Annotated in this window: 12 protein-coding genes and 2 tRNA genes; 4 read left to right on the forward strand and 10 right to left on the reverse strand. The window is 63.8% G+C overall.

All coding sequences use genetic code 11. From position 1 onward, the window contains the following. Nucleotides 1-22: 22 nt before the first annotated feature. On the forward strand, nucleotides 23-2,659 hold the full coding sequence (valS, locus tag BLS52_RS04850) for a valine--tRNA ligase (protein ID WP_026543565.1): 2,637 nt from the start codon (nucleotides 23-25) through the stop codon (nucleotides 2,657-2,659). A gap of 71 nt (nucleotides 2,660-2,730) precedes the next feature. Here the strand turns inward: valS and BLS52_RS04855 are convergent, their stop codons facing one another. The 6 genes from BLS52_RS04855 to BLS52_RS04880 all read right to left on the reverse strand — a co-directional run bounded on the left by BLS52_RS04855 (nucleotide 2,731) and on the right by BLS52_RS04880 (nucleotide 8,066). Beyond that, the gene (locus tag BLS52_RS04855; protein ID WP_090584802.1) at nucleotides 2,731-3,351 is read right to left on the reverse strand and encodes a mycothiol-dependent nitroreductase Rv2466c family protein; all 621 of its coding nucleotides are present in this window, start codon (nucleotides 3,349-3,351) and stop codon (nucleotides 2,731-2,733) included. 119 nt (nucleotides 3,352-3,470) lie between these two features. Further along, nucleotides 3,471-4,763, reverse strand: a complete 1,293-nt coding sequence (gene clpX, locus BLS52_RS04860) for an ATP-dependent Clp protease ATP-binding subunit ClpX (RefSeq protein WP_090584804.1) — start codon at nucleotides 4,761-4,763, stop codon at nucleotides 3,471-3,473. Between the two features lie 189 nt (nucleotides 4,764-4,952). Then, a complete protein-coding gene (locus tag BLS52_RS04865) occupies nucleotides 4,953-5,627 on the reverse strand; it encodes an ATP-dependent Clp protease proteolytic subunit (protein ID WP_090584806.1) in 675 nt (224 codons plus the stop codon). A gap of 46 nt (nucleotides 5,628-5,673) precedes the next feature. Next, nucleotides 5,674-6,270: an ATP-dependent Clp protease proteolytic subunit gene (locus tag BLS52_RS04870; RefSeq protein ID WP_090584865.1), complete on the reverse strand. Its 597-nt coding sequence runs from the start codon at nucleotides 6,268-6,270 to the stop codon at nucleotides 5,674-5,676. A gap of 194 nt (nucleotides 6,271-6,464) precedes the next feature. After that, entirely contained in the window at nucleotides 6,465-7,883 is a 1,419-nt protein-coding gene (tig, locus tag BLS52_RS04875) for a trigger factor (RefSeq protein WP_090584808.1), read from the reverse strand. Between the two features lie 109 nt (nucleotides 7,884-7,992). After that, nucleotides 7,993-8,066 (reverse strand) — tRNA-Pro (locus BLS52_RS04880). Nucleotides 8,067-8,197: 131 nt separating this feature from the next. On the opposite strand from BLS52_RS04880, the gene BLS52_RS04885 reads away from it, so the two are divergent. Then, nucleotides 8,198-8,271 (forward strand) — tRNA-Gly (locus BLS52_RS04885). A 43-nt stretch (nucleotides 8,272-8,314) separates the two neighbouring features. Here BLS52_RS04885 and BLS52_RS04890 read toward each other — a convergent pair. Together BLS52_RS04890 and BLS52_RS04895 are read right to left on the reverse strand one after the other, a co-directional pair. Next, a complete protein-coding gene (locus BLS52_RS04890; RefSeq protein WP_026544994.1) occupies nucleotides 8,315-9,214 on the reverse strand; it encodes an Fpg/Nei family DNA glycosylase in 900 nt (299 codons plus the stop codon). Beyond that, on the reverse strand, nucleotides 9,214-9,687 hold the full coding sequence (locus tag BLS52_RS04895; RefSeq protein WP_026544993.1) for a ribose-5-phosphate isomerase: 474 nt from the start codon (nucleotides 9,685-9,687) through the stop codon (nucleotides 9,214-9,216). The genes BLS52_RS04890 and BLS52_RS04895 overlap by 1 nt, the downstream gene beginning before the upstream one ends. A 162-nt stretch (nucleotides 9,688-9,849) precedes the next feature. On the opposite strand from BLS52_RS04895, the gene BLS52_RS04900 reads away from it, so the two are divergent. Further along, complete coding sequence (locus BLS52_RS04900; protein WP_090584810.1) at nucleotides 9,850-11,445, forward strand: multicopper oxidase family protein; 1,596 nt, start codon at nucleotides 9,850-9,852, stop codon at nucleotides 11,443-11,445. A 292-nt stretch (nucleotides 11,446-11,737) separates the two neighbouring features. Here BLS52_RS04900 and BLS52_RS04905 read toward each other — a convergent pair whose 3' ends face one another. Beyond that, a complete protein-coding gene (locus tag BLS52_RS04905) occupies nucleotides 11,738-15,169 on the reverse strand; it encodes a chitobiase/beta-hexosaminidase C-terminal domain-containing protein (protein WP_175460085.1) in 3,432 nt (1,143 codons plus the stop codon). Between the two features lie 94 nt (nucleotides 15,170-15,263). Between BLS52_RS04905 and BLS52_RS18970 the strand changes: the two genes are divergently transcribed. Further along, nucleotides 15,264-15,386, forward strand: coding sequence for a hypothetical protein (locus BLS52_RS18970; protein WP_281241679.1), 123 nt, complete (start codon nucleotides 15,264-15,266; stop codon nucleotides 15,384-15,386). 109 nt (nucleotides 15,387-15,495) lie between these two features. Here the strand turns inward: BLS52_RS18970 and BLS52_RS18265 are convergent. Further along, nucleotides 15,496-15,720, reverse strand: a 225-nt coding sequence (locus BLS52_RS18265; protein WP_139186222.1) for an FG-GAP repeat domain-containing protein, incomplete at its 5' end; no start/stop codon positions are given.

Genomic DNA, 15,720 nt, shown 5'->3' on the forward strand with positions numbered 1-15,720 from the left:
GCCGGCATGAAACAATTGGTCCATGGCATCCATCAACGAGGGTACAGACACGCCCACACCCGCCCCCATCAATGTTCCCGACAAACCGGCACTCGAAGGCCTCGAGACGGCGCTGAACGAGCGCTGGCGCTCGGAGGGAACGTACACCTTCAACACGGAGACCACCCGCAACGAGGTCTACTCGATCGACACGCCGCCTCCCACTGCTTCCGGGTCCCTGCACGTGGGCCACGTGTTCTCCTACACGCAGACCGACGTCATCGCCCGCTACCAGCGCATGACCGGAAAGAACGTGTTCTACCCGATGGGCTGGGATGACAACGGCCTGCCCACCGAACGCCGCGTCCAGAACTACTACGGCGTGCGCTGCGACCCGTCCGTGCCCTACAACGCCGACTACCGCCCGCCCGCGCAGCCTGCGAAGAACCAGCGTGATTTCGACGTCGTTTCCCGCCGCAACTTCATCGAGCTCTGCGAGGAGCTCGCCGTCGAGGATGAAAAGGTCTTCGAAAACCTCTTCCTGTCCCTCGGACTGTCCGTCGACTGGAACCTGACGTACCGCACCATCGACTCGACGTCCCGCGCGGTGTCCCAGCGCGCGTTCCTCGCCAACCTCAAGCAGGGCGACGCCTACCTCGCTGAAGCGCCGACCCTCTGGGACGTGACGTTCCGGACCGCCGTTGCGCAGGCCGAACTCGAGGACCGGGAGGTTCCCGGCGCCTACTACCGCTATCCCTTTGAGGCTGCGGACGGCGCGCAGATCCATATTGAAACCACCCGGCCCGAGCTCCTCGCTGCCTGCGTGGCGCTGGTGGCCCACCCGGATGACGAGCGTTACCAGCCGTACTTCGGCAAGACAGTCACCTCCCCGCTGTTCGGCGTTGAAGTGGTGGTGTTGGCCCACCCGCTGGCCAAGCCCGACAAAGGCGCCGGCATCGCAATGGTCTGCACCTTCGGCGATCTCACCGACGTCACCTGGTGGCGTGAGCTGGACCTGCCCACGCGCGCGATCGTCGGCCGCGACGGCCGTATCCTCGCCGATACTCCGGACTGGATCACGACGCCGGCCGGCCGGGAGAACTACGCCCGCATCGCGGGCAAGACGGTCTTCTCGGCGAAGGAGGGCGTCGCGGAGATGCTCTCCGAGGCAGGCCTGCTCGACGGCGAACCGAAAAAGATCACCCACCCCGTGAACTTCTTCGAGAAGGGGGACAAGCCCCTCGAGGTGGTCACCAGCCGTCAGTGGTACATCCGCAACGGCGGACGGGACGCGGACCGCCGCGAACGCCTGATTGCCCGCGGACGCGAGATCGACTTCCACCCCTCGTTCATGCGCAGCCGGTACGAGAACTGGATCGAGGGCCTCAACGGTGACTGGCTGATCTCCCGCCAGCGGTTCTTCGGTGTTCCGTTCCCTGTCTGGTACGCACTGGATGACGCCGGCACGCCCGACTACCAGAACCCGATCCTCCCGTCGGATGACATGCTGCCGGTCGACCCGGCCGCCGAACCGGCGCCGGGCTACGACGAGTCGCAGCGCGATCAGCCGGGTGGTTTCATGGGCGACCCGGATGTGCTCGATACCTGGGCGACCTCATCGCTCTCCCCGCAGATCATCGGCGGATGGTCCAGGGATGAGGACCTCTTCGGCAAGGTGTACCCGTTTGACCTGCGCCCGCAGGGACACGACATCATCCGGACCTGGATGTTCTCCTCAGTGGTTCGTGCCGACTCCATCCTCGATTCAGCGCCGTGGAAGCACGCCGCTATTTCCGGCTGGATCCTGGATCCGGACCGCAAGAAGATGTCCAAGTCCAAGGGCAACGTTGTGGTGCCTACCGACGCCCTCGAACAGTTCGGCTCCGACGCCGTCCGTTACTGGGCAGCTTCCGCGAAGCTCGGCGCGGACACCGCCTACGAGATCGCCCAGATGAAGATCGGGCGCCGGCTCGCCATCAAGCTTCTCAACGCCTCGAAGTTTGTGCTCAACCTTGGCGCAACCGAAGCCGACATCGTGTCGGATGACTCATCGTCAGTGACCAATCCGCTGGACCGTTCACTGCTCGCGTCACTCGATGAGGTGGTGCAGCAGGCGACGGCATCATTCGAGAAGTACGACTACGCGCGTGCACTGCAGCTGACGGAGTCTTTCTTCTGGTCATTCACCGACGACTATGTCGAACTCATCAAGGACCGCGCCTACGGCAGCGCCGGGGAAGCTGAGAAGGCATCGGTCCTGGCCGCACTGGCCACGACACTCGACCGGCTGCTTCGTCTCTTCGCACCCGTTCTTCCGTTCGCGACCGAAGAGGTGTGGAGCTGGTGGCGGCACGGCTCGGTCCACCGGTCGGCGTGGCCCGCGTCGGGCGCGCTTACTGCCGCTGCGCTGGACGCGGACCCCGGGATGCTGGCAACGGTCGGCGCCGCACTCGGCGGGCTGCGCAAGGCCAAGTCCGAGGCCAAGGTCAAGCAGCGCACCGAGGTACTCTCCGCCGTCGTCAGCGGATCCGTTGCCCAGGTCCGGCAGCTTGAGGCGGCGCTTGCCGATCTGAGCGCGGCCGGTAACGCCGCCGGCATCGAACTCCGTGTGGAGGACGGCGATCTGAGGGTGAGCGAAGTCCGTCTGGCCGCGCCGGAGCAGGCACCGGACAACGCCTGACCGGGCTCTTCCAGCAGCAGGAAGCCCCGCCGGTGCAATGCCGGCGGGGCTTCCTGCGACTGGGACCTCTGCTAGTCGAACGTCGGCTGGGACGTGCGGGATCGCTTCAGCTCGAAAAACTCCGGGAATTCCGCCATCATGACGGCACCGTCGAAAATACGGCCGGCTTCCTCTCCGCGCGGGATACGCGTAAGGACGGGACCAAAGAACGCGGTTCCATTGAAGGCGACGACGGGGGTTCCGACCTCGTCGCCAACCTTGTCGATGCCTTCCTGGTGGGACGCCCGGAGCTGGCCGTCATACTCGTCGCTGGTTGCATACCCTGCAAGCGATGCGGGCAGCCCGGTTTCTTCAAGGGCTTCGGTGATGACCGTCTGGTAGTCGGAGTTGCCTCCGTTATGAATGCGGCTGCCCATGGCGTCGTACAGCTTCTTGACGTTTTCCGGCCCATGGAGCTCGGCGGCCGCGATAATCACCCGCACGGGCCCCCAGGCCTGCTTCATGCCCTCTTTGTAGTCTTCGGGGAGATCCCTGCCCTCGTTGAGGACGGACAGGCTCATCACGTGCCAGTCCACCGAGACGTCGCGCACCTTCTCGACCTCGCCCATCCAGCGGGAGGTGATCCAGGCAAACGGACAGACCGGGTCAAACCAGAAATCGGCCTTTTTCGCGGTCTCACTGGCAACAGTCATGAACAGTACTCCTTGGTTGGCGCGGAATCAGGAAACGGCCATGCCTCTGACGGGCAGTCCGTTCTCTCCGTGGCAACCCCAGCCTCCTGCCCGGTATTCCCAGGGCGGTTCAGGAACTGCTAGGCGGACTTGTTCCGGCGCTTGGCCACCACATCGTGTGAGATGAGCGTGGGCTCAGCCGTCTTGTCTACGACGGCCGCGCTGATCACCACGGCAGCAATGTCTTCCCGGCTCGGCAGATCGAACATCACCGGCAGGAGGACTTCCTCCATGATGGCGCGCAGGCCACGGGCGCCGGTTCCGCGTTCGAGGGCCTGGTCGGCGATCGCTTCCAGCGCCTTCGGCTCGAACACGAGTTCCACGCCGTCCAGGGCGAACATCTTCTGATACTGCTTGATCAGCGCATTCTTGGGCTCTGTGAGGATCTGCATCAGCGCCGGACGGTCAAGGTGCGTGACAGTAGTGATGACCGGGAGACGCCCGATGAACTCGGGAATGAGGCCGAACTTGAGCAGGTCTTCCGGCATGACGTCGCCGTAGCTCACTTCCTCGTTTGTGAGGGAGCTCAGGGGCGCGCCGAATCCGATGCCCTTTCGTCCGGCACGGGACCCGATGATCTCTTCCAGGCCGGCAAAGGCACCCGCCACGATGAAGAGGACATTGGTGGTGTCGATCTGGATGAATTCCTGATGAGGATGCTTGCGGCCGCCCTGCGGCGGAACCGAAGCGACAGTGCCCTCAAGGATCTTCAGCAGAGCCTGCTGGACTCCCTCACCCGAGACATCCCGGGTGATGGACGGGTTCTCGCTTTTCCGCGAGATCTTGTCGATCTCGTCGATATAAATGATTCCCTGCTCGGCCTTCTTGACGTCATAGTCCGCTGCCTGGATGAGCTTGAGCAGGATGTTCTCCACATCCTCCCCGACGTAACCGGCCTCGGTCAGGGCGGTGGCGTCGGCCACTGCGAACGGCACATTAAGCCGGCGGGCAAGGGTCTGCGCGAGGTAGGTCTTGCCGCAGCCCGTCGGTCCGATGAGCAGGATGTTGGACTTCGCGATTTCAACGTCTTCAGCGGGGGAAGCCTCCGAGAGGTTGGCTGATGCCCGCGGTGTGTGCCCCGACTGGATGCGCTTGTAATGGTTGTAGACCGCCACCGCCAGCGAACGCTTGGCAGGCTCCTGCCCGATGACGTACTCCTGCAGGAAGTCGAAGATTTCGCGCGGCTTGGGCAGCTCGAACGTGCCGAGGTCGGCAACCTCGGACAGCTCTTCCTCGATGATCTCGTTGCAGAGCTCAATGCATTCGTCGCAGATGTAGACGCCCGGGCCCGCGATGAGCTTCCGGACCTGCTTCTGGCTTTTGCCACAGAAAGAGCACTTGAGTAGATCGGTGCTCTCACCAATGCGAGCCATGTGTCAGTCCCCTAACGTGGTCCTGGAGTGTTCCGCCATTGTCTTCGGCTGCCAACTGGTGTGCTGCGATGGGACGGTCCGGCGGTGCGTCGACTATGTTCCACTCTAGGCCACTTGGTAGCCCGAATCAGCAATATAGCGCCCGTGGTCTTTCCCGACAGGGCATGACCACGGGCGCTACGGCAATAGCTACGGCTTGTTGATCTTCGGCGGCGTGATTTTCCGTGAAGTGAGCACCTCGTCAACGAGGCCGTAAACCTTCGCGTCCTCGGCGGTCAGGATCTTGTCACGCTCGATGTCCACGTTGACCTGCTCGGAGGTCTTCCCGCTGTGGAGAGCGAGCGTGTCCTCGAGCCAGGCGCGCATGCGCATGACCTCGTTGGCCTGGATCTCAAGGTCCGAGGCCTGGCCGCCCTGGCCACCGCCAAGAGCCGGCTGGTGAATGAGCACGCGCGCATTGGGAAGGGCAAGACGCTTTCCCGGCGCACCCGCCGCCAGAAGCACTGCCGCCGCGCTCGCGGCCTGTCCGAGGCATACCGTCTGGATCTCCGGGCGGATGAACTGCATCGTGTCGTAGATGGCTGTCATCGCGGTGAAGGACCCGCCCGGCGAGTTGATGTACAGGGTGATGTCGCGCTCGGGATCCGTTGACTCAAGGACCAGCAGCTGTGCCATCACGTCATCGGCGGAGGCGTCATCGACCTGAACGCCCAGGAAGATGATGCGGTCCTCGAACAGTTTGGTGTACGGGTCCTGGCGCTTGAAACCGTACGGGGTGCGCTCCTCGAACTGAGGAAGGACGTAGCGGTTGCTCGGCAGCTGGGCAGCCCGGCCGCCGGCTGCGGCATGGAAATCGTGGTTCATGGTGCCTCCTGTGTGGGCGGGTCAGTGAGAGTTGGCTGGATGCGGATTATTCGCGATTGGTGCCGCCGCCGCCGGAGACAGACCCGGCGTGGGCCGAGATGTGGTCGAAGAATCCGTACTCAAGAGCGTCCTGCGCAGTGAACCACTTGTCGCGGTCATTGTCCTTGAGGATGGTCTCCACCGTCTGGCCGGTCTGTTCCGCTGTGAGTTCAGCCATGACGCGCTTCATGTGGAGGATCAGTTCTGCCTGGATCTTGATGTCCGAAGCAGTTCCGCCGATCCCACCGGATGGCTGGTGCATCAGGATGCGTGCATGGGGGGTGGCGTACCGCTTCCCCTTGGTGCCCGAGGACAGGAGGAACTGGCCCATCGAGGCGGCCAGGCCGGTGGCGACGGTCACGACGTCGTTCGGGATGAACTGCATGGTGTCGTAGATCGCCATGCCTGCGGTGACCGAACCGCCGGGCGAGTTGATGTAGAGGAAGATGTCCTTCTCGGAGTCCTCGGCGGACAACAGGAGCAACTGCGAGCAGATTGCGTTCGCATTCTCATCCCGTACCTCGGAACCGAGCCAGATGATCCGCTCCCGCAGGAGCCGGTTGTAGATGTAGTCGTCGCGGCTGGCAGGATCAACTGTTGCCATGGTCGGTGTGGTGGATTCGGGTGCCATTGCTGATTGACCTCTCACTCAGGTTTTTCTCTCACTGGACACTAACCTGTTTGGTGCTGGTTTTGCTCCCGTGCCCTGAGCTGTTCGCTGACGGCGTTAGGACGCGGCGGCTTAACGGAAGATGCCGCCAGCGCTTTGCTGGCGGCATCGACGGGGAGCTTCGCGGGCTATGCCTTGGTGGAGTCTTTCTCCGCGGCGTCGGTCTCCTCGACGGGCGCCTCGGAGTCCGCGGAGGCTGCCTCAGTTGCGTCGTCCTCGACCGGTCCCTCGTCCGCGGCCTGATCGGTTTCGCCGGCCGGACGCACGAAGTCGGAGAGATCCACTGTCTCACCGTTGGAGTCGGTGACCACGGCGAGTTCAAGCACCCTGGCAAGGGCCTTGCGGCGGCGTACTTCACCGACGATCATCGGCACCTGGCCGCTCTGGTCGAGCATCTGGGCGAACTGGTTGGGGTCCATCCCGTACTGGCTTGCGGAGGTCACGATGTAGTCGATCAGCTCATTCTGGCTGACACCGATCTCTTCCTTCTCGGCCACCGCATCAAGCACGATCTCGTTCCGGAATGCCTGCTCGGTGTTCTGGCGCACCTCGGCGCGGTGCTCGTCAGTGTCGTGGTCCGCGCCGGCGGAGTGGCTGGTCTCCGAATTGAAGTGCTGCTCCAGCTGCTCTTCGATGACAGACTCCGGCACGGGGACCTCGACGAGCTCCAGGAGCTTCTCCAGAACCTTGTCGCGGGCTTCCACGCCCTGCTCCACCAGCTTGTCCTCAGCCGCACGCTTGGCGAGATCAGCGCGCAGTTCATCGATGGTGTCGAACTCGCTCGCGAGCTGCGCGAAATCATCGTTGGCATCAGGGAGCTCGCGCTCCTTGACTGCCTTGACGGATACGGTGACCTCTGCGGCCTTGCCCGTGTGCTCGCCGCCGGCGAGGGTCGTTTCAAAAGTGGAGGATTCCCCGGCGCTCAGTCCGGTCACCGCTTCATCCATGCCTTCGAGCATGGTGCCGGACCCTACCTGGTAAGAGATGTCCGCCGCGGAGTCCACTTCCTCGCCGTCGACCTTCGCCGTCAGGTCGAGCGTGAGGAAATCGCCGTCGGTTGCGGGACGGTCCACGTCCTTGAGGGTGCCGAACCGACCGCGCAGCTCATCCAGGGCCTTCACGATGTCCTCATCGGATGCCTTGGCAGCCTCGACGGTGACCTCCAGCCCGGAGTACTCGGGCAGCTCTATCTCGGGACGAATGTCGAGTTCAACCGTGAACAGGAGCTGGCCGTCCTGTGCCGACGGGTCCGGAACCTCGGTGATTTCCACCTCTGGCCGGCTCAGCGGACGGATGTTGGTCTCCTGGACCGCGGTCTGGTAGAAGCCGTTGAGGCCCTCGTTGATCGCCGTCTCAATGACGTAACCGCGCCCAACCCGCTGGTCGATGAGCTTGTTGGGGACCTTGCCCTTACGGAAACCCGGAACCTGCACCTGGGTGGCGATGGTCTTGTAGGCAGCTTCGATGTTCGGCTTGAGTTCCTCGAAAGGGACCTCCACGTTGAGCTTCACTCGCGTGGGAGTGAGGTTTTCGACAGCGCTCTTCACAGCCTAGTACTCCTGAATGATAGGGATCGGTTCTGCACCGGGTTGGAAATCCCGCAAGGGATCATTTCTGCACCGAGTGATACAAATTTCTGCACCGTTTAACGCAGAGTCGGGGTGACAGGAGTTGAACCTGCGACTTCCTGCTCCCAAAGCAGGCGCTCTACCAAGCTGAGCTACACCCCGTTGAGTGCAGAGGCAAGTCTACGAAAGAAACCGCGCGGTTGCACATTTTGAGAATTCCGGGCCCTTATGGTGTAGTTATATGCGTTCCAGCCGACCGCTCATCTCCACGAGAGCGCACAGTGGCCGGATCCGGGGATGTAGCTTAATGGTAAAGCCTCAGTCTTCCAAACTGATTACGCGGGTTCGATTCCCGTCATCCCCTCCACTTCCCTAAAACGGGTTCCCTGAACGAGGCGCTTTCAGCCTGATCAGGCCGCCTGGCAGGACGGGCACCAGTAGAGTTTCCTCGCTCCCATCTCGGCCATCGCCACCATCGTTCCGCAGATCCGGCACGCCAGGCCGGTACGTTTATAAACGTAGTGCGCGTCTTCCACGGGTACACCGGAATCCGTGCCGGCCGGTCCCTCCCGGTGGGAGGGAGCCGTGGTGATGATGCGGCCGGCTCGCACCCCGTCGTTCATCAGGAAGACCAGGTCCTCCCAGAGCGCCGCCGCGTCGTCGTCTCGCAGTGCAGCACCCGGCAGCCACGGATACACCCTGCCCCGGAAGAGGGCCTCTGCACGGTAGACATTCCCGACGCCGGCAATCACCTCCTGGTTCATGAGCGACAGGCCCACAGCGGTCCGCTTCCGCTGGACTCTCGCAACGAACTCGCCGGGGTCCGATCCCGGGTCCAGCGGATCCGGTCCGAGCTTTGCGATGATTGCGTCGCGTTCGGCTCCCGTGATGAGCTCACACGCTGTCGGGCCGCGGAGATCCGCCCAGCCGTGAGCGGAGGCCAACCGGACACGGACTGCACCGACCGGAGGAGGCGGGCCGGCATAGACGGAAGCAGCGCCGTCGTCGTGGGCGGTTTCCCGCTCCCCTATCCGTCTCGGAGCGCCAATGCTGGATGCCCCCTGGAACCGGCTGTCCCCGCCGAAGCTCCACGCGCCGTACAGACCGAGGTGCACCCGCAGCACGAGCTCGTTGTGGAATTCCAGGAACAACTGCTTGCCATGTGCTCGGGCGCCGGTCAACACGCCGCCGTCGAGCCGCTCGGCCCCTGCCGCGAACCGGCCCTGCGGGCTGCTGACCCTCAGGGCCTCGCCGGCGAAGACCGACGCAAACTGCCGGGCGATCCGGTGGATCGAGTGGCCCTCGGGCATTACTGGAGAATTTCGCCGGTGGTTTCATAGGCGGCGATCTTGCTGATGCGCCGGATGTGCCGCTCTGCCGCACTGAACGGTTCCGCGAGGAAGGTCTCGACGATTGCGGTGGCCTCCTCCAGGGAGTGCTGACGCCCCCCGAGCGCAACGACGTTCGCGTCATTGTGATTGCGCGCAAGCCTGGCGGTGTCGAGGTTCCAGGCAAGCGCGGCCCGTACGCCGCGGACCTTGTTCGCCGCAATCTGCTCGCCGTTGCCTGAACCGCCCAGGACTATGCCGAGCGCCTCAACACCGGAGAGCTGATCATCGACCACTGCCAGCGCGGCGTTGATGCAGAAGGCCGGGTAATCGTCTTCCGGGTCATACGCCGATGGCCCGTGATCAACCATCTCGTATCCCCTGGCGCTGAGGTGCGAGACGAGGTGGGCGCTCAACTCCATGCCGGCATGGTCTGTTGCGATGTGGACGCGCATGTGGGTTCCGTTCTGTGATTCCGGTCGGCTTTTCACTCAAGGCTAGTGCTTTCCCGCGCCGCTGCCGCACTGTGTCGGTCAGCCTTCGCGGCTGCGGAAATCCTAGGTTTTCTCCAAGCAGCGGAGTCCATCCTTTGTGTACATCCTAGGAAAGGAACACCGATGTCTGTTTCTCGACGTCAGGTCCTCACGTTCGGGGGACTAGGGGTAATCGGAGCCGGGGCGCTGGCGGTGCCCTTCGGCTCCATCAGTGCGAAGTCGGCCAGCAAGCTGGCGGACGCCGATATGCCGATCCCGTACCGCACTCTCCTCACCGTTCCGCCGATCCTGCAGCCGTATGCGGTGGGACGTGCCCCTGACGGAGCCAAGGTTCATTACTACAGCGTGACCCAGAAGGCCGGCACCGCCAGGATCCTTCCTCGGCTGACCACCCCGATCCTGGGCTACAACGGAATTTTTCCCGGCCCCACCATCGACCTCCTCCAGGGCACGAGGGCCGTGCTGAAGATCCGCAACCAGCTCCCGCAGACCCACCCGCTTCACGGGCATACCCTGTCCACGTCGACCCACCTGCACGGTTCAGCGTCGCTCCCCCAGTTCGACGGCTATGCCAGCGACGTCACTCCTCCCGGGTTCGCGAAGAATTATGAGTACCCGAACTTCCAGTCAGCCCGGACCCTCTGGTACCACGACCACAACGTGCACAACACGTCGGAGAACGCGTATTCGGGCCTTTCGGCCCAGTTCTGCATGCATGACCCGGCTGAGCGGGAGCTCCTGCCGCAGAACAATTTCGACGTTCCGCTGACCCTTTCGGATGCCATGTTCGCCGCGGACGGCAGCCTCGCCTATGACGACAATTCACATTCCGGGCTCTGGGGGGATGTGATCCTGGTGAACGGAAAACCCTGGCCGGTGATGAAGGTCCAGCGCCGGGTGTACCGCTTCCGGATCCTCAACGCGTCCATTTCCCGCTCCTTCCGGCCGACGCTGAGCACAGGGGAAGGTGTGCACATCGTGGCCACCGACGGCGGGCTGATGCCGAAGACGCAGACCGTCGATTCCTGGCGCCACGCCGGAGCCGAACGGTACGAGATCCTGGTCGATTTCTCCGTGTACCAGCCCGGGCAGCGCGTCGAGCTGCGAAATCTGTCGAACAAAAACAACATCGACTACGACTTCACGGACCGGATTATGGCTTTCGACGTGACGGATGAACCCGTCGATACTTCCGATCCGACCTGGAAGACGATCCCGCAGATCCTCGCTTCCCACGAAGTGATGGACCTGCGGCCGGCCCGCGACACCCGCGTCCGCAAATTCCGGGTGAAGCGCAATGACGACGTGTGGGTGATCGGTGAGGATTCCTGGGCCGACATCATTGCGAGCGGCTACCGGAGGGTCTGTGCCGATCCCGCGCTCGGCGCCACGGAGATCTGGGAGTTCGAGAACAGCTCCGGCGGCTGGTTCCACCCGATCCATATTCATCTGGTGGATTTCCAGATCCTCAGCAGGAACGGGCGCGCACCCTTCTCCTACGAGATGGGGCCCAAGGATGTGGTGTACGTCGGAGAAGGTGAGACGGTCCGCCTGCTCATGAAGTTCGGGCCGCACCGCGGCAAGTACATGATCCACTGCCACAACCTGCCGCACGAGGACCACGACATGATGACCCAGTTCTCGGTCGGCCTGAAGCCGGGCCAGGTGGATCTTAACGACCCGATGAAGGCGGCTCCCGCTTTCTGGGACGGTCAGTAAAACCCCGACGACTTTCTCTTCCAGTCCAGGCGGTCTTCCCGGAAACGGGTGGACCGCCTGGACTTTTGTGTGTCTCCACACGGCTCAGGGAACCCCCATCCCAGACAACGACGGCGGTGGGAGGCGGGGATTGCGCTGCCATTCCCCGCCTCCCTGTCGCCCCCTTCCCTCGCGCTTGGAAATGAGACGCCTGGTGCGGGACGTCGAACGGCTGGATGACGCAAAGGAGGCCTCCCGCACCGTGAACAGTGCGGGAGGCCTCTTCTTGCCGGCCAGTCTCACCGGGTGATTGTCAGAGGATGGCGGTCATTCCGTTCCACCGTGTTCCCACCAGGACCTTGGCAAGCCAGCCGCCGGAACCGTTGCCCGGATACAGCCACAGCCGTCCCGCCCCATCCCGCGCCAGGACATCAACGTTGCCGTCGCCGTCGAAATCACCGGGACCAACAATGCTGGACATACCGCTCCAGCCCGAGCCCACCTGCTTCTTGGCAAGCCAGCCGCCGGAACCGTTGCCCGGATACAGCCACAGCCGTCCCGCCCCATCCCGCGCCAGGACATCAACGTTGCCGTCGCCGTCGAAATCACCGGGACCAACAATGCTGGACATACCGCTCCAGCCCGAGCCCACCTGCTTCTTGGCAAGCCAGCCGCCGGAACCGTTGCCCGGATACAGCCACAGCCGTCCCGCCCCATCCCGCGCCAGGACATCAACGTTGCCGTCGCCGTCGAAATCACCGGGACCAACAATGCTGGACATACCGCTCCAGCCCGAGCCCACCTGCTTCTTGGCAAGCCAGCCGCCGGAACCGTTGCCCGGATACAGCCACAGCCGTCCCGCCCCATCCCGCGCCAGGACATCAACGTTGCCGTCGCCGTCAAAGTCACCGGGACCAACAATGCTGGACATGCCGCTCCAGCCCGAGCCCACCTTGACCTTGGTCATCCAGCTGCCGTCGCCGTTGCCGCGGTAGAGCCAGAGCGCGCCGCTCGTGTCCCGACCGAGAACGTCGGCATTTCCGTCACCGTTGAAGTCGCCCGGAGCGACAATGCTGGTGATTGTATTCCAGCCTGTACCGACCTGTTCCCGCGGCTGCCAGCCGCCGGTACCGTTCGAGGCGTACAGCCACAGACGGCCGGAGGTGTCCCGTGCAAGCACATCCGCGTTCCCGTCACCGGAGAAGTCATGGCCTCCGGTGCCTACTGGAGGTGGAGTCGGGGTGTTGATGGTGAACACCCACTGTCCGAGGGCGCTGACGTTACCGGCGGCATCGATCGCGACTGCCCGCAGGGTGGTGGTCTGCGTGATGGCGATGGGAGCGGTGTAGAGCGTGCTCGTCGCCGTCGGTTCGGTGCCGTCAGTAGTGAACCGGATTGCCGCACCCTCCGTAGCGGTGAGGGTCGCCGTCGTCGCACCGGTGAACGTGCCGCCCGGGGTTGTCGTTGCCAGTTCCGGAGCCGTCAGGTCCACTGTGTAGACCTCGGTCACGATTTCCGAGGGCACGCCCTCGTTCACGGCGAGGAACTTCAGAGTGGTGGTTCCTTCACCGATGGTGATCGGTTCGGTGTACTGCACTCCGTCGGGTTCCGGGTCGGTGCCGTCAACGGTGAAGAAGATCGGCGAACCTGCCGGTTCTGCGGTCAGTGACACCGTCTGGACGGTGTTGAACGTTCCGCCGGCGGTCGCTGCTGCGACTGTCGGAGCGGCCGGCGGAACAGCACCCACGGTGCGCCCCTGGACCACAAAGTCGGCTGTGCTTCCCAGCAGCCGGTTGACCGTCTCACCGAGGGTGGTCCGGACGTGGCGGATCTCGAAGACGTTGGTGTTGTAGGGGCTGCCGGTAACAGCGTGAGGAGTGCTGCCGTCGCCGAGGTAGCCGGCAGGGGCTGCCGGGGCGACAGCCGGATCCCACCGCAGGAACGGGCCGATCTTCGACTCGAGCAGCGGCGTGAAGTCACCGTTGCCGTTCATGCTGCCGAGGTCTTCCGTGTACCGGAGGCTGCCGGTGTCATCAGCTTCCACGAGGAACTTCCCGTAGGGGTGGGTGATCTCGTAGACGGAGCCGAATTCGAAGACCTCGTCGCCGCGGACGCGGATGCGGCCAAAGGCGATCTCGTCTCCGGCAGCGGCCCCCTCGCCCGTGAATGCGGCCTCCAGCGCAAGCGTCAGACGCACCTCTTCACCATCGATTGGAAGGAAGGCTTCAGAAGCCCACCAGAAAGATTCTCCGGGGAAGTTCCGCGGGAACTCCATGGGATCCAGAGGGAAGGGTAGTTCCTCGATTACGGGGCACAGCGGGTCGTCCAGGCACAGGTCAAGCTGCACCGGCTCCTGGCCTGCCCACCCGTTGTCCTCGACCCAGCTGGGGTACCCATGGCCGCCGGGCACTATGGGACCGAGCGCCTTCAGGTTGTGGATGACGTACCGGAAGTTCCGGATCTCGCCGGCGGTGCCGGCTCCGTCGACCGAGACTGCGCGGACGGTCGTCGTGTGTCCCACGGTGATGGGGGTACCGGTGTACTCGAGTGTCGCTCCAGTGGCACCGTCCAAGGTGTATGTCGGGTCCGAGCCGTCCAGGGTGTAGTAGACGCGCGCTGAGCCTGTCTGTGCCGTTCCAGTCAGAGTGACCTGTTGCGGGCCGGCGTAGGAAGCGGCAGTCCCGTCAGGGAACGCGGCGATCCAGGGGCTGGTTGCGTCGAGTGTGTAGGTCTCGCTCTGGATTGCCGTCCGCTGCGCCGGGTCGGTCAGGCTGACTGCCAGGTACTTGAGAACGGTTGTACCGGGAGTAGCCAGGCTCACGGGAGCAACGTCGTTGTCCCCTTCCGAGGGCACCCAGAGCTGTCCGTGGGAGACCGAACCGTCCGCAGCCACAACTGGCTCGGAACCATCGGTGGTGTAGACGACCTTCGCTTCGTCAGGGAAGGAGGTCTGAATATTGACGGTCAGGGCCTGGTTGTAGGTGCCGCCCGGCTTGTCCACGCCGGCGCGCACGGTGGCAACCTTGCCCTGTACGGCAAATTGATCGGTCTGCGCCAGCGGTACACCGGGTCCTTCAATGCTGAAGAAGTTGGTGTCGAAGGGGCTGCCGGTCACCGCATGCTCCACGTTCGGATCACCGATCGACCCGGCAGGTGCAGCGGGAAGTGACGAGTCCCATCGAAGGAACGGCCCGATCTTTCCGCTCAGCGGCTCTGTCCAGTCACACGGCTGCTGCAGACAGCCAAGATCCTCGGTGAAGCGCACCCGGCCGCGATCATCCGCGGTGACGATGAAGACGCCGTAGGGGGTCGTAGCGGTGTAGCTTGCGTCCGGTTGAGCGCCGTCGAACCGGATGCGCATGCGGGCGAAGGCGTTCTGTTGCCCCTGGGCGACATCCCCGGCACCGCCGAACGCTGCTTCAGTGGCCATGATGAGACGGGCCTCTTCACCGTTCGCCAATGGCAGCGATGCTTCAGCAGACCACCAGAACGACTCATCGGGGAAGTTGCCTGGAATTGCAGGCGGTTCAGCCGGATCGTAGCCGGCGCCAACCACAGGGCAGACTTCAACGGCGTCGAGGCAAAGCTCCAACCGCAGGCCGGTATTGTCGCCGTACCAGTATGGATAGCCGGTTTCGGGGTTGACCGGGCCGACGCTCCCCTGTGGGCCGGTTGCGACAGCCGCTGGAAGGATCGCCGCCGGCTGGGACAGCGCCCCGGCGGGCGGCGGACCAAATGTGGACAAGAGCACAACCGCCGAAGCAGCGATACCGGTCCCCCTCCATATCCTGCGTGTGCGCGGGGTCGCCCCCGGCGCGGTATGTGTACCGTCCGATTTCATGATCGTCTCCCTGATGGTTCCGAGTCTCCCGATCGGCGAGACCGCCGCCGGTGGGGCACGGCGCACCATGCCCTGGGATCACTCTGCCGAGGAGAGCCTGCAATTACCTTGGATGCCGTAGGCCACCAATTGCCGAGGTGCATTCACTGAACATCCGCGCACGGCAAAGCCTCCCGAACCCAATGCGGTTCGGGAGGCTTTTTCCGATGCGAAAGCGGTCCGGGGGCCGGTTAGAGGATGCCGGTCATACCGTTCCAGCTGGAGCCGACCAGGGCCTTCGTCAGCCAACCGGCTGAACCGTTGCCTGGGTACAGCCACAACCTGCCGCCGGAGTCACGCGCCAATACATCCACGTTCCCGTCACCGTTGAAGTCACCCGGACCCAGGATCGCCGTCATGGACTGCCAGCCCGACCCCACCTGCTTCTTCGCCAGCCAACCGGCCGCACCATTCCC

The sequence above is a fragment of the Arthrobacter subterraneus genome (genome assembly GCF_900099735.1).
Lineage (GTDB): Bacteria > Actinomycetota > Actinomycetes > Actinomycetales > Micrococcaceae > Arthrobacter_D > Arthrobacter_D subterraneus.

Coding starts and splice junctions, on each gene's coding strand:
- clpX (WP_090584804.1), bottom strand. CDS start 4,763: ATGGCTCGCATTGGTGAGAGCACCGATCTACTCAAGTGCTCTTTCTGT.
- BLS52_RS04855 (WP_090584802.1), bottom strand. CDS start 3,351: ATGACTGTTGCCAGTGAGACCGCGAAAAAGGCCGATTTCTGGTTTGAC.
- BLS52_RS04890 (WP_026544994.1), bottom strand. CDS start 9,214: ATGCCCGAGGGCCACTCGATCCACCGGATCGCCCGGCAGTTTGCGTCG.
- BLS52_RS04900 (WP_090584810.1), top strand. CDS start 9,850: ATGTCTGTTTCTCGACGTCAGGTCCTCACGTTCGGGGGACTAGGGGTA.
- BLS52_RS04895 (WP_026544993.1), bottom strand. CDS start 9,687: ATGCGCGTCCACATCGCAACAGACCATGCCGGCATGGAGTTGAGCGCC.
- BLS52_RS18970 (WP_281241679.1), top strand. CDS start 15,264: ATGATCGTCTCCCTGATGGTTCCGAGTCTCCCGATCGGCGAGACCGCC.
- BLS52_RS04865 (WP_090584806.1), bottom strand. CDS start 5,627: ATGAACCACGATTTCCATGCCGCAGCCGGCGGCCGGGCTGCCCAGCTG.
- valS (WP_026543565.1), top strand. CDS start 23: ATGGCATCCATCAACGAGGGTACAGACACGCCCACACCCGCCCCCATC.
- BLS52_RS04870 (WP_090584865.1), bottom strand. CDS start 6,270: ATGGCAACAGTTGATCCTGCCAGCCGCGACGACTACATCTACAACCGG.